This is a genomic window from Vibrio sp. RM-41-2B, assembly GCF_024744415.1.
Classification (GTDB): Bacteria; Pseudomonadota; Gammaproteobacteria; order Enterobacterales; family Vibrionaceae; genus Vibrio; species Vibrio diabolicus.
In genome coordinates this window covers 151,414-165,043 of sequence record NZ_JAMQWD010000014.1, presented here as the reverse complement: position 1 = coordinate 165,043, position 13,630 = coordinate 151,414, and the positions used below count along the sequence as shown (strand labels likewise).

Annotated in this window: 14 protein-coding genes; 9 read left to right on the top strand and 5 right to left on the bottom strand. The window is 44.2% G+C overall.

What is annotated here, in order from left to right; genetic code table 11:
• The first annotated feature begins 112 nt into the window (after positions 1-112).
• The 5 genes from NB463_RS10140 (at position 113) to nirD (ending at position 6,229) form a co-directional block, all read left to right on the top strand.
• Entirely contained in the window at positions 113-1,477 is a 1,365-nt protein-coding gene (locus NB463_RS10140) for a CmpA/NrtA family ABC transporter substrate-binding protein (RefSeq protein ID WP_258432175.1), read from the top strand.
• Between the two features lie 72 nt (positions 1,478-1,549).
• Complete coding sequence (locus tag NB463_RS10135; RefSeq protein ID WP_012842517.1) at positions 1,550-2,515, top strand: ABC transporter permease; 966 nt, start codon at positions 1,550-1,552, stop codon at positions 2,513-2,515.
• A gap of 11 nt (positions 2,516-2,526) precedes the next feature.
• On the top strand, positions 2,527-3,363 hold the full coding sequence (locus NB463_RS10130) for an ABC transporter ATP-binding protein (protein ID WP_025539886.1): 837 nt from the start codon (positions 2,527-2,529) through the stop codon (positions 3,361-3,363).
• Positions 3,364-3,373: 10 nt separating this feature from the next.
• Positions 3,374-5,893 carry a nitrite reductase large subunit NirB gene (gene nirB, locus NB463_RS10125; protein WP_258432174.1) on the top strand — a complete coding sequence of 840 codons (2,520 nt, stop codon included), beginning with the start codon at positions 3,374-3,376 and terminating at the stop codon, positions 5,891-5,893.
• Positions 5,894-6,229: a nitrite reductase small subunit NirD gene (gene nirD / locus NB463_RS10120; protein WP_053808342.1), complete on the top strand. Its 336-nt coding sequence runs from the start codon at positions 5,894-5,896 to the stop codon at positions 6,227-6,229.
• 101 nt (positions 6,230-6,330) lie between these two features.
• On the opposite strand, the gene NB463_RS10115 is transcribed toward nirD, so the two are convergent.
• Together NB463_RS10115 and NB463_RS10110 are read right to left on the bottom strand one after the other, a co-directional pair.
• Entirely contained in the window at positions 6,331-6,735 is a 405-nt protein-coding gene (locus NB463_RS10115; RefSeq protein ID WP_065646694.1) for a PPC domain-containing DNA-binding protein, read from the bottom strand.
• Between the two features lies 1 nt (position 6,736).
• On the bottom strand, positions 6,737-7,312 hold the full coding sequence (locus tag NB463_RS10110; RefSeq protein WP_012842171.1) for a TetR/AcrR family transcriptional regulator: 576 nt from the start codon (positions 7,310-7,312) through the stop codon (positions 6,737-6,739).
• A 144-nt stretch (positions 7,313-7,456) separates the two neighbouring features.
• On the opposite strand from NB463_RS10110, the gene NB463_RS10105 reads away from it, so the two are divergent.
• From NB463_RS10105 to NB463_RS10090, 4 genes are all read left to right on the top strand, one after another.
• On the top strand, positions 7,457-8,071 hold the full coding sequence (locus tag NB463_RS10105) for a glutathione S-transferase (protein WP_258432172.1): 615 nt from the start codon (positions 7,457-7,459) through the stop codon (positions 8,069-8,071).
• A gap of 213 nt (positions 8,072-8,284) precedes the next feature.
• Positions 8,285-8,545, top strand: a complete 261-nt coding sequence (locus NB463_RS10100) for a hypothetical protein (RefSeq protein WP_005395662.1) — start codon at positions 8,285-8,287, stop codon at positions 8,543-8,545.
• Between the two features lie 29 nt (positions 8,546-8,574).
• Positions 8,575-9,768, top strand: a complete 1,194-nt coding sequence (locus NB463_RS10095) for a PP2C family protein-serine/threonine phosphatase (protein WP_258432171.1) — start codon at positions 8,575-8,577, stop codon at positions 9,766-9,768.
• Positions 9,769-9,791: 23 nt separating this feature from the next.
• Positions 9,792-10,289 carry an ATP-binding protein gene (locus NB463_RS10090; protein ID WP_258432170.1) on the top strand — a complete coding sequence of 166 codons (498 nt, stop codon included), beginning with the start codon at positions 9,792-9,794 and terminating at the stop codon, positions 10,287-10,289.
• A 32-nt stretch (positions 10,290-10,321) separates the two neighbouring features.
• Here the strand turns inward: NB463_RS10090 and NB463_RS10085 are convergent, their stop codons facing one another.
• The 3 genes from NB463_RS10085 to NB463_RS10075 form a co-directional block, all read right to left on the bottom strand.
• Positions 10,322-10,513, bottom strand: coding sequence for a hypothetical protein (locus NB463_RS10085; protein WP_012842175.1), 192 nt, complete (start codon positions 10,511-10,513; stop codon positions 10,322-10,324).
• Between the two features lie 34 nt (positions 10,514-10,547).
• Complete coding sequence (locus NB463_RS10080; protein ID WP_046875350.1) at positions 10,548-10,883, bottom strand: Hpt domain-containing protein; 336 nt, start codon at positions 10,881-10,883, stop codon at positions 10,548-10,550.
• Positions 10,884-11,312: 429 nt separating this feature from the next.
• Positions 11,313-13,463, bottom strand: coding sequence for a serine/threonine-protein kinase (locus NB463_RS10075; RefSeq protein ID WP_258432169.1), 2,151 nt, complete (start codon positions 13,461-13,463; stop codon positions 11,313-11,315).
• Positions 13,464-13,630: the final 167 nt, after the last annotated feature.

The window sequence follows — 13,630 nt, the reverse complement described above, 5'->3', positions numbered from 1 at the left end:
AACGGGTTTATTGTTGAATCGCTTATCTCAATTATCAACGGCGGTAATTGTAGACTTAGCAACGGCGCTACTGCTCTTCGGAGTAGTGGCGCTTTTTTATGGGAGCAAACCAATGAAATGGAGTTCGATGCTGAAAGTGTCAGCAATTTCGTTATCGGTATTCAGCACGGTCAGCGTAAAGGCAGAGTTGGGTGAGCCAGAAATTGAAGACCTGAAGTTTGGTTTTATTAAGTTAACCGATATGGCACCGCTGGCGGTTGCTTATGAGAAAGGCTTTTTTGAAGACGAAGGCTTGTACGTCACCTTAGAAGCGCAAGCAAACTGGAAGGTGCTATTAGACCGAGTCATCGATGGTGAGCTTGCTGGCGCACACATGCTTGCTGGTCAGCCATTGGGCGCAACGATTGGTGTCGGCACAAAAGCAGAAGTGATTACCGCGTTCAGTATGGATTTGAACGGCAACGCAATTACGGTTTCCAATGATACTTGGGAACAGATGAAGCAGTACATTCCAAAACAACCAGATGGCAAACCTGTTCACCCAATCAAAGCGGACGCACTGAAGCCTGTGGTCGACAGCTATCTGGATAAAGGCAAACCGTTCAACATGGGCATGGTGTTCCCAGTATCGACGCACAACTATGAGTTGCGATACTGGTTAGCGGCAGGTGGGATTCATCCTGGCTTTTATGCCCCAGAATCAGGCGATAACAGTGGCCAGTTGGATGCTGACGTCCTATTGAGTGTTACACCGCCACCACAAATGCCAGCCACAATGGAAGCTGGCACGATCAAAGGCTACTGCGTTGGCGAACCATGGAACCAACAAGCTGTGTTCAAAGGCATTGGTACGCCAGTAGTGATCGATTACGAGATCTGGAAGAACAACCCAGAGAAAGTATTTGGTGTTTCTAAAGCTTGGGCTGAGAAGTATCCAAACACACACATTCGCGTAGTGAAAGCCTTGATTCGAGCTGCACATTGGTTGGATGAAAACGACAATGCCAACCGCCAAGAAGCAGTGAAGATGCTATCAAAAAGCGAGTATGTGGGAGCCGATGCCGAAGTTATCGCTAACTCAATGACCGGCACATTTGAATACGAGAAAGGTGATAAACGCGACGTGCCAGACTTCAACGTGTTCTTCCGTCATAACGCCACTTATCCGTATTACAGCGATGCGATTTGGTACCTGACCCAAATGCGTCGCTGGGGACAGATCTCAAGCGAGAAATCCGATGATTGGTACATGGATGTGGCAAAAGAGGTTTACCGTCCAGATATCTACCAACAAGCAGCTCAAGCGCTAATTGAAGATGGTGTGTTGAGCAAAAAAGACTTCCCAGATTTCAGTGCTGAAGATGGTTTCCGTGCGCCACAAACACACTTTATCGACAACATCGTTTATGACGGTCGTGAGCCAAATAAATATCTAGAGAAGTTCTCTATCGGGCTTAAAGGAAAAGACAAGGTTTAACCATAACGATAAACGCCACAGGCGAGGGGATTCGCTTGTGGCAACAAGGATGTAAATTTCTTAGGAGTGAGTATGTCTAGTAACGTCATTTCCCTTTTTCCTGCTAAGCAGGTAGTGAACCGAAGTCGGTTGGTGCTTTTACCCGTCATTGGTTTGCTGATCTTTTTGGCAATGTGGCACTTAGCGGCGAGAGAAGTGCAAACCTCATTAGGTACGCTACCGGGACCAGTGCAAACTTTTCAGCAGTTCAGCAACCTTGTCGATGATCATTGGCAAGAGCGAGAGAAGGAACAAGCGTTTATCGAGCGTCAGGAAAAGCGCAATGCTGCGAAGTTAGCCAAGAATCCAGATGCGGAAGTGAAGATTCGTCCTTACACAGGTAAGCCTACGTTCTTCGACCAAATTGTGACGAGCTTAGTGACTGTGACAGCGGGCTTTTTGCTGGCGACGGTTATCGCGATTCCACTTGGCATCGTGCTTGGTCTTAATCAAGGGCTGTATCAAGCCTTTAACCCAATCATTCAACTGCTCAAGCCCGTATCACCTTTAGCTTGGCTACCCATCGTTACCATGGTGGTGAGTGCCACTTATGTGAGTGATGACCCGATGTTTGCTAAGTCGTTCATTAACTCTCTGATCACAGTGGCGCTGTGTAGCTTATGGCCGACGCTGATTAATACCGCAGTGGGTGTAACGAGCGTTGATAAAGACTTAATCAACGTGAGTAAAGTGCTTCAACTTTCGTGGTGGCAGCACATCCGCACCATCGTATTACCTTCTGCCATACCAATGATCTTCACCGGTTTACGTCTCTCTTTAGGTATCGCTTGGATGGTGTTGATTGCGGCAGAAATGCTCGCGCAAAACCCTGGGTTAGGCAAGTTTGTTTGGGATGAGTTCCAAAACGGCAGTTCGGCATCATTGGGTCGCATCATGGTGGCGGTCATCACTATCGGCTTTATTGGTTTGATGCTCGATAGAGGCATGCTGCAACTTCAAAAGTGGCTGTCTTGGAATAAACAACAAGCGTTGAGATAAGGGAAAAGATCATGGAAAAAGCATTATTAGATCTAACGCGTTTAGGGATGCGATTCCCAACGCCAGATGGCGAATTCATCGCGCTTAAGAACGTCGATTTGCAAATCAATAAAGGCGAGTTTGTATCGCTGATTGGCCACTCTGGTTGCGGAAAATCAACGGTATTGAACTTAGTTGCGGGTCTGCACATGCCAACAGACGGCGGCGTGATCGTCGATGGACGAGAAGTGGCAGGGCCGGGACCTGACCGTGCGGTTGTGTTCCAAAACCATTCACTATTGCCTTGGCTCACCGTGTATCAAAATGTTGAGCTCGCAGTAAAACAAATTGCCGGCAAAAAGGGCAAAGCGTGGATTCAGGAACAAGTGAATCACTATTTAGAGTTGATTCAAATGCAGCATGCCGCGCACAAAAAGCCGGATGAAATCTCTGGTGGTATGAAGCAGCGAGTCGGCATCGCGAGAGCACTGGCACTTCAACCAAAGGTTTTATTGATGGATGAACCATTTGGCGCGTTGGATGCGCTAACACGCGCGCATTTACAGGATGCACTGATGAAGATTCAAGCCGAGCTAAACAACACCGTCATCATGATTACCCACGACGTGGATGAAGCGGTGCTGCTATCCGACAAAATCGTGATGATGACTAACGGGCCGGCGGCAACCATTGGTGAAGTGTTAGAAGTGAATCTACCTCGCCCTCGCGAGCGTGTCGCACTGGCGGATGATGCGCAGTATCAAAAGTGTCGACAAGCGGTGCTGAAGTTCCTTTACGAGAAGCAATCCAAAGTCGAGATTCCTGCTTCGAAAGAAGACAAATCCAAAACCGCAGCGCAAACGGCATAAGGAGGCAGCGATGAACAGTCCTTTAACGATTCCAGTAAAGAACGCATTGAGCCACATCGTTGTGGTAGGCAACGGTATGGTCGGGCAACACCTCGTCGAGCAATTAGTGCAGAAAAACGCGCATTTGGAGCACCGAATTACCGTTATTGGTGCAGAGCGTTTTATCGCGTATGACCGTGTACAACTCTCTTCTTTATTTGCGGGTAAGTCTCATGATGATTTGATGCTGAGTAACCAAGAATGGTACGACATGCATGGCATTCAACTCGTACTTGGCAGCCAAGTAACAGGCATCGACAGAGAGCAAAAGCTCATTCTGCTTGATGCTGAAGATGTGCTGGGTTACGACCAACTCGTGCTCGCGACCGGTTCGTACCCATTTGTACCGCCAATTGAAGGTAAAGACCGCGACAACGTGTTTGTCTACCGCACGCTTGATGACCTTTCACAAATCAAAAAGGCATGCGAAGGCGCAAGAACAGGCGCAGTGATTGGTGGTGGCTTGTTGGGTTTAGAAGCGGCAAACGCACTCAAACTATTGGGGTTAGAAACTCACGTTATTGAATTTGCACCCCGCCTGATGCCCGTGCAGTTAGACGATGGTGCTGGCTTAGTGCTAAAAGAGAAGATTGAAGCGCTAGGGCTAACCGTACATACCTCAACGGGGACGGAGCGAATCTGCGATGGTGAAACGGCTAAGCATCGTATGGTGTTTAAAGACAAAGATCCTCTCGAAGTGGATGTGATTGTCTTTTCCGCAGGGATTCGCCCTCAAGATGAGTTGGCAAGGCAGGCTGAGCTAGAAGTAGGCGAGCGAGGCGGCATTGTGATTAATAACCAATGCCAAACCAGCGATGAGAATATTTATGCGATTGGCGAATGTGCCCTTTGGGAGCAAAAGATCTTTGGCTTAGTCGCACCCGGTTACACCATGGCGAGAACCACTGCCGATGTCTTGACTGGGATGCCGAGCGATGGTTTTAAAGGTGCAGACATGAGTACCAAACTCAAGCTGCTTGGGGTGGATGTGGCGTCTATCGGCGATGCACAAATGCAAACCGAAGGTGCTCAAGAAATGGTCTTGCAAGATGCGGTCGCAGGCATCTACAAAAAGCTGGTGGTTGATGCAAGCGGCACCCAATTGCTTGGTGCGATTCTCGTTGGTGACAACAGTGACTACGATGCGCTTTTGCAGTGTTATTTGAACAAAACGGTCCTGCCAGACCACGCAGCGAACCTGCTGTTTGATACCGGAATGCTGGATGGAGAGATGCCAGACAGCGCCATCATCTGTTCTTGTCACAACGTCACAAAAGGTGACTTAGTTGCCGAGATTCAAGCCGGTACTACCAACCTAACGGACCTTAAAGCCAACACCAAAGCCGGTACTGGCTGTGGTGGCTGTAGCAATATGGTCAAGTCGGTATTGGATACTCAACTGGCAGCCATGGGGGTAGAGGTTAACAACCACCTTTGTGAGCACTTTGAGCTCAGTCGCCAAGAGATGTTCCATATTTGCCAAGTGGAACAAATCAAAGACTTCGACACCTTAATTGCACTGCATGGCAAAGGGCATGGGTGTGATATCTGTAAGCCGACAGCGGCATCTGTGTTCGCTTCTTTGTGGAATGAACACATCATGGAGCCACAGCATCAGTCTCTACAAGATTCTAACGATGCCTTTATGGCGAACCTGCAAAAAGATGGCTCTTACTCGATTGTGCCTCGTGTTCCGGGCGGTGAGATCACGCCAGACAAACTTATCGTGCTAGGCGAAGTTGCTCAGCAATACGATCTGTACACCAAGATCACAGGCGGTCAGCGCGTGGATTTATTTGGTGCGCAGTTAGAACAGCTTCCTGAAATCTGGCAAACCTTGATTGATGCTGGTTTTGAAACAGGGCACGCCTACGGTAAATCGGTGCGCACCGTGAAATCTTGCGTCGGTTCTACGTGGTGTCGCTATGGTGTTGATGACTCGGTCGGATTAGCCATTGAGTTAGAGAACCGCTACAAAGGATTGCGAGCGCCCCATAAGCTTAAGTTTGCCGTATCGGGCTGTACTCGCGAGTGTGCAGAAGCGCAAAGTAAAGACATTGGGGTGATCGCCACTGAAAACGGCTGGAACTTATATGTGTGCGGTAATGGCGGCATGAGACCACGACACGCTGATTTGTTTGCATCCGACTTATCCAAATCAGAGTTGATCATCATGATTGACCGAGTATTGATGTTCTACGTCAGCACCGCTGATCGCTTGCAGCGTACGTCAGTGTGGATGGAGAACATGGAAGGGGGCTTAGACTACCTTAAACAAGTGATTTTGGATGACTCTCTGAATCTATGTGATTCTTTGGATGAACAAATGGCGCGCGTCGTAGATACCTATCAATGTGAGTGGAAGAGTACGTTGGATAATCCTCAAAAATTGCAACGCTTCCGTCCTTTCTTGAATAGCACGTCGGGCAGCAAAGTCTTGCCGTACCAACGTGTGCGCGGTCAGCGTATTCCAGTGAAACAGGAGGTGTAAATGGCAGCTTTAACCAAAGTGAAATTGTGTCAGCTTGATGACCTAATGCCGTTCATCGGTGCCACGGTGTTGATTGAAGGCGAGCATGTCGCGTTATTCTACATTCCAGATAGCGGTGTTTACGCCGTTCAAGATTGGGACCCAATTGGTAAGGCTTATGTGATGAGTCGAGGGATTGTCGGTGATATCGATGGTGAGATGTGTGTTGCATCACCGCTATACAAACAACACTTCAGTTTAAAGAATGGACAATGTTTGGAAGACGAAGCGCACTGTCTAAAAACGTGGCAAGTGACGGTTGATGATAATCAGGTCTGCTACTTAGTCGAGGAATAACCCCCGAATATTGCAACTTGGCTTGGAATAAGTGAATTCTTAGCGTAAGAGACAAGCGAATAAAGCTCCAGAGACCACACGGTGAGGCTCTGGAGCTTTTACTATTTGGAATGATTCACTTGTAGCTCGGTATAGCCAGTCGAGCCGTCCATCGCTCTGGTAAACTCAAGTTCTGGATAAGAATGGATGATCAATTCTGCGGTGGTGTCTATAAACGTGCCTTCCATTAAATGCCCGCCCCAGACTCGTCCATCACGATCAGACACCGAGATATGAACGTGCTGATGTTCAGGCGTCAGTGTTCCCATCACAGAGACGATTTCAAATGGCTCTTGTTTGGTTAACGTACGCTCTGCACTTGCCAAACGAAGATTGAGGACAGAGACACAGCCAACGCATGAGGCAATCGAGCCTGCTTTGATACCGTGCTTCTCGACCAATTTCGCTAGGCTCAGCTTTAAGTCCATGCCTTTGGTAAGACGTACTGCTATTACTTCAATCGACATATTACTTCCTAATCAAAACCAGCAAGCAGGAAAGCGCCGTATCCAAGTCTGCGTAACGTTTGGCTTTGCCAAGTACGCGCATACCTTGCATGTTGTTGAGAACGAAACGAGCGAGCTCTTCTGGTTTCAGTGTTTTCGGCACTAAGGTTTCTTTTTGCGCGTTGGTCAGCGCGTCCGCAATGATGTCGATAAGATGGTCAAACAAAAAATGCCCTTTGCGCAGCACGTCATCGTCTTCGCCAGCGTGCTCAATCAACGCATTTTGAATAAAACACCCACAGTTGCGTTTGCGTTGCAGCTCAGCAAAAGATTTAAGGAACGATTCTAACTCGGGTAAAGACGCATCGTCTTTTTCCAAATCATTCAGTGAGGGTAGCGAGATTTTTTTCAAGTAAGTATCGAGCGCTTCGTAGTAGAGCTGTTGCTTGTCACCGTAGGTGTTGTAAAGACTGAAGCGGTTGATGTTCAACTCGTCGGTGAGATCAGAAATGGATGTATTAGCGAAACCTTTGCGCCAAAAAACGTCCATAGCGACTAATAGTTTTTCTTCTCGATCGAAGTTGGCTTTTCTTGCCATATGCGTACCTACCTGAGCGGTTTTTCTCAAACCACTCCTAAACTTATTGAACAACTTCTGGGAAATGAAGTTCTTGACTGATCGTTTATAAACTGGATACAGTATATCCTAACCAATCGGTTAGAAAAAGAAAAAGGATATAAAATGAAGCTCTACGAAACCGCGATAACTCCAAGTTGTAAGCGAGTTAGCATTTTTTTAAAGGAAATTGGTGGCGATGTTGAACGCATCGCTTTAAATGTGCGTGACGGCGAAAATCTAACGGAAGATTTCAAGCAAAAAAGCGTCAATGGAAAAGTGCCATTGCTTGAGCTTGAAGATGGCACGACGATTTGTGAGAGCGTCGCAATTTGTCGTTATCTGGATGAAGCGTTTGAAAATAATTTAGCTCTGTTTGGGGCAAACCAACTTGAGCGCGCGCAAGTGGAAATGTGGCATCGCGTGGTGGAGTTTCAAGGTCTGTATGCTGCTTTTCAAGCATTTAGAAACATCACAGCTATCTATGAAGATAGAGAGCGTTGTGTTAAAGAGTGGGGCGAAGAGTCCAAGCAACGCGTGCAAGAGTTTTTACCGTTGTTAGATAAGCGACTTGGTGAAAGCGAGTTCATTGCCGCTGACCATTTTACTATCGTCGATATTACAGGCTTTATTTTGATTGGTTTTGCAATTAAAGGCCTAGAAGTCGATGTGTTTACTACTGCACCAAACATTGCGCGTTGGTATGAGCAAGTTTCAGCTCGGCCTGCATTTCTAAGTTGATGTACCAGCAGCGAGTAGATCATTGCTCGCTGCTATTGCCTTTCGAATTCACAAGGATATTCAAATTCTTCAGCTTTTTTCTTATTTTGTCTCCTATCGCCTATAATTGGAAAAACAACCTCAATGGGCTTCAATGCGTTTTAGAGCCTAGCGCTCTTAGTCTGTAGACGTTCTTTTCATAGTGGGAAGTCTATTAATAGACAAGGAGAGGTCATGCGTATTCAAGTTAAAACTATCAATAATGTTCTTATTGCTCTTTTAATGGTTTCGGTCTTTGGTCTCGTCGCGCTGTACCTCAATAACACACAGCAGAATGAACAGATTGAAAAACTGCAAAGTCAGTTAATAGAGAAAGAACATCAGATATTAATCTCCAATGAGGCGCTGTCCTACACTCGATATCAACACCAGTTATTAGCTGAAGATTATAGTCGTTTTAGAAATGAGCAATCAGTGACTAGTGTTCTACGTTAGCGTGCCCGACTACCGTCTTAAGGAGGCGAATGAAATCCATTCTTTTGGTCGATGACAGTAAAACAGTACTACTTTATATCAGCAGTGCATTAGAAAAGCAGGGATATGAAGTTATTGCTGTTGAAGACGGACAATCCGCACTTGAAGTGCTGACTTATCGCAAAGATATTCAGTTTGTACTTAGTGACTTAATGATGCCTGGCATTAATGGTATTGAGCTGTGTCGGCAATTAAAATCGCAAGTTAGCGAACGTTACATTTTCTTTGTTTTATTGTCCTCTAGAAATGACCAAAGCTCGATCGTGAAAGGCATCGATGCTGGCGCAGATGACTTTGTGGATAAGAAAACGTCTGTCGAAGAACTTCAAGCGAGAATTCGAGCAGGTTTTCGCACTCTGCAGCTGCACAACAAACTCGTTGATAGAAATAAAGAGTTAGATGCAGCCTATCGAATGACCCATCAAGATTTACAGTCTGCTAGTCACCTGATGGAGCAACTACTCCCAGCGGAGTCGTCTATCCAGAACATGCAATTTAGTTACGCCTACAAACCGTGCTCCCAGATTGGTGGTGACATGTTGGGGTATTTTGAGCTTGATGAACAACATGTCGCATTTTATGTTTTCGATGTTTCAGGTCATGGTGTTTCGTCTGCTTTGATGGCTTTTTCTATCCAACAGACGTTATCTCAAAATCTGGGACCTGATTCGATAACCATGGAGCTAAGAGATGGTGACTACTGTATCAGTGAACCAGCAGCCGTTATTGATCGGCTAAACCGACGGTATCAGCAAACTAGGAACAGTCAGCTTTATTTCACCATGGTTTATGCCATTCTTAATACAGAATCAGGACAACTTCGCTATTGTACTGCTGGTCATCCTAAGTTCATTGTTTGGCGAGCGAGCACCGAAACTACAGAGCTGGCGGGTGAAGACAACTTTATGATTGGCGCTTTGCAGCCGATGGAGTACGTTGGTAATCAAATTATTCTGAGTGAGGGGGATGTAGTATGGCTTTATTCGGATGGTTTGATAGAAGCGAGGCGAGGTGAGGTGATGTTTTCAGTACAAAGGTTGGCATCAAGTATAAAAGCTGTTTGTACTTCGCAATTAGAAGTAGAAGTGCAGGCTAGATGTGTCTTTGAACAAGTACAATCTTGGCAGAACAAAGATGAGTTTGATGATGATGCGAGTCTTTTACAAGTAAGGTGGCGTGGCTGATAGCCTAGGGATAAAGGAAAAGAATGTTCCAGAGCGAGTTTAAACGAACTTACGGTGGATCCCTTACTCGCTCTCGAAGTGCGAGCAAAGAGGTTGCTAAGTTTTTAATGGATAATCAAGTATCGTTAAGTACGGCTCGGTCATTGGAGCTTTGTGTTGTTGAGCTTATGAACAATGCTTACATCCATTCTTACAGCGAAATTGAAGGCAAGCCGATAGACGTGGAGTGTAGGATTAGATCTGACCAAATGTCAGATTTCATTGAACTTAGGGTTTCTGACTACGGAGCGTCAATCAATGAAATGACATTCAACCAACATAAAAATAAACAGATTGAGGCTCCTAACTTAATGGATGATGATAGTTGGTCTGCTTCAGGTCGTGGACTGATGTTAGTCGCTCAATTATCTGACCAGTTCAAGTTAGAAAAAGAGATTGGAAAAAACACGTTTGTTTTAGTGAAGAAGAACGGAGAAAAACTAACAACCAAGCAAGATCTATTCACCCCACCTGGTCCCTAGCGTTAATCTGACGGTTACGTTGTATATTATTGTTATTTTGTATTTGTGGTTGGTGCAGGCGACAATAATGCTTCCAACTCTTCTGGTGTCAGTATATCACTGATGTTTAGCATATTGCTCTCATCATCTAACGCCATCTTTGTACGACTAAGCAAGTACCTCTTTTGAGTTGGCGTTAAGTCTTTGAGAGACTCAATCAGCTCCTTGAAATTGCTATTGTTCATTGCCATATTTCCCCCAGTTAAGCCTTAATTTGTTTTATTGCATATTCTTCAAGTAAGCAAAAATTTGTTGATTAATGGCAGCTAGCTCTTTAGTAACTATAGCTATATCTGAGCTATCTGGCTTGTTATCGTTTCTTGTTTCTGCTTCTATTTTGGTGAAAACAATGACAGCGGTTTCTTCACCAAAGCTCTCTAGAATGCCCTTTAGACTGTGAGCCAATAAGTAGAGTTCCGGCCAACATTTGTTTGCGTACAACTCATTGATACGCTGTATGTCATTGGCGTGGTCTTCTAAGTATGTGGAAAAAACGGTGACGATAAGATCTACGTCGTTCTCCATGTATTTATTGAGAACATCAAAATTAATCATGTTTACCTCTGACTAACCGCGAGGTAGAAAAATGTATCGGATAGGAATGTTGAAGTGGGGGGAGTTGAGCGCTGAACAGTGTGCTTATCACTTGAGCTAGACTCATAAAAACAAAGTTATTGTTCGGTACACTTTGACTTATATACAAGTGTCTATGATCTAATCTTTTGTGCAAAGCATTTTGCACTCGTGTCGTGGCAACACAAGTTACGTGATAGTGGGTTCCAAATAAAATGCTGGGTTGGGAACAATCTTGTCTACCTAGTTTAAAGCAATCATCAAATAAGTAAGCCAAGCGCTCGCCAACTTTGACTATTCCTTCAGTCAAGGTTAACTCTCCTAATCGAGTACAAATACAAACTAGCAACCTAGTTGCATAATGGCAAGTAGCTTGACGCAAAAAAGGGGCCTTGAGCCCCTTTTGTACAATTAGCTTTGCTTGGAGTCCTGTTCTACCTGTCTCATTAATTCGTTCGCTTTCTTCATTGCGCGCCTTGCGCTTGTGGTCCTTCTCTTATTGAGCAGTATGTCGGAGAAGCGCAGGTATTTATCTGCAGTTTTGAATCTCAAATCGTTAATATCTTGAAAACCGATAGGAAAGTTCTTCGAAAACTGATCAACATCTTTCACTAAGTTATCGAGGTGAGTTGTTGTTCTTGCCTTTTCTAGGCGGTAATAGAAGTTTTCAAATTCCTCTTGGAACAAAATTCGAGCAGCCTCATCTGGAAATGGTAGAGGATCGTTAGAGTCTAGCGCGGTCTCATACAGTTTCATCTCGAGGACTGCATCTTTCATCGCGTTGCTTATTTTTAAGTTGTTTTGATGCTCTTCAACGTTTGAGAAGAAAGTATTCCCAACCTTAATTAGCGCAACAAGTGCTGCAGCATCTTTATTTTTGAGTGCTTCAGTTAGGTGTTTACCAAAAACATCGCTAGATAATGAGCTTGGTGTAAATGGGTAATCCTGATGAATTTGATTTAACTCATCTTTCAGTTCATAGACGGACTTACTGCCTTCTTCTTTACTGTATCGAGACTTTTCCAGTTGGCTATTGATTTGTCTGGCTATCGAAAGCAATGTGGAGTGCTTGCTTGATTGAATATCTAACGCCAGAACTTCAATTTTATGTGAGTCAGGGTAGTAGGCTTTTGCTTTGTTTAGTACAGACTCGATTTCATCATAATTTGGATAGTTGTTAGCATCAGAATTCAGAACCTGATCAATCTCAGATTCAAACTCACTTAGAAGGTAGCTCTTGTGCTGTCGTAGTAAGCCAGCTTTAATCACCGGGTGTAAGTTTTTCTCACTATTAATCAGTGACAAGCTTTTTTCTGGCGGTGTATCAAGCAACCATTCCTGCCCATTAATCTGATCATTTTGCTTGTTAATAGCTATTTCTAAATCAGAGATGGTTTCTTGTTGTTGTTGATAGCCAAATACGATTCCGGTAACCAATAGTACGCTTGCAGCTACACCGCTAACGATAGGCCAATATCGCATGTTCAACTTTTGTTTTAACTGCTCTGGGGTAAGGTCTTTGGGGATGATGCCAGTTGAAAAAACGCGTGCAAAGATAGGCCACTTAGATGCTGGCATATTAGCAGGTTTCGAGACCTTCATTTTCTTTTTGAGAGCTTCATTAACAGGAGTTCTTGAATAAGGATGCTTGCAACTCAATAACTCGTAAGCAATACAAAATAGCGCAAACATATCGTCGCTTAAGTTTGGCTCTTTACCCGACAACAAGTTGAGCGATGCGTAGTTTGGAGTATAACCAAGAGTCTCCACATTTTCGGATTTACGTTTAGCTGCGTATTGATCTTGCTTTAATTGATGAGTTTTAGATACACCAAAGTCGAGTAATTTAACATTACCTTCAGACGTTAAAATGACGTTAGCGGGCTTTAAATCGGCATGCACGACACCAAGTGAATGGGCGTAAGACAGCGCGTCAAGTACCTGATTTAGAATCGATAAAGTTGCGTTAAACTTCAGCCCATGCGGCCTAGATCGTTGTATTAAATTCTCTAATGTTTCCCCGTTAATATATTCCATCACTAAGAAATATATTTCGCCATCAACACCAAAATCAAAAACCCTAATAATATTAGGGTGGCTTAATCTTTGTGTTTGCTGAGCTTCACGTATCAACATGCGTGCAGTCTCTGGTTGAGATGCAAACTCTTTTTGTAAAATCTTTAATGCTACGTAAGGGGCTTCTGAACCTGAAGATTCTAATATCTTATCTTTTGCCAAATAAACATCACAAAGTCCGCCATGGCCAAGAACCGACTCGATTTCATATCGATTTTTGACAGTTGTGCCTATTAAATTCTCATTAATAACATCTTTGTCATTATTTGATGTGTTATTTTTATTGTTTGTTTTCTTATTAACTAACGGAGTGTTTTCTTTTTGAGACAGTTTTGTATTTGTTTCATTTTTATTTTGAACGGAGCCTTCAATGCTAGCAACTTTATTTGATTGGATTGCATTGTCTCGTTTTTGAGTCTTTACAATTTTAGTTTTGTCTCCGCTATCTTTATTATTTATAGAATTGTTTTTATTACTGTCTTCCATCACAAGAACTCCGTATAAATGATGGGGGAATATATACCTTTCTGCTCAATGAAAAGTCATTATGTTAGAATTTCGCGGCCAAACTAACATTCGTTTTTTTATTGATGAAAGTCTAAGTGTCAAAAATTTGAACTTGGTTGGATAATTAAAATTGTTGAACATTACGT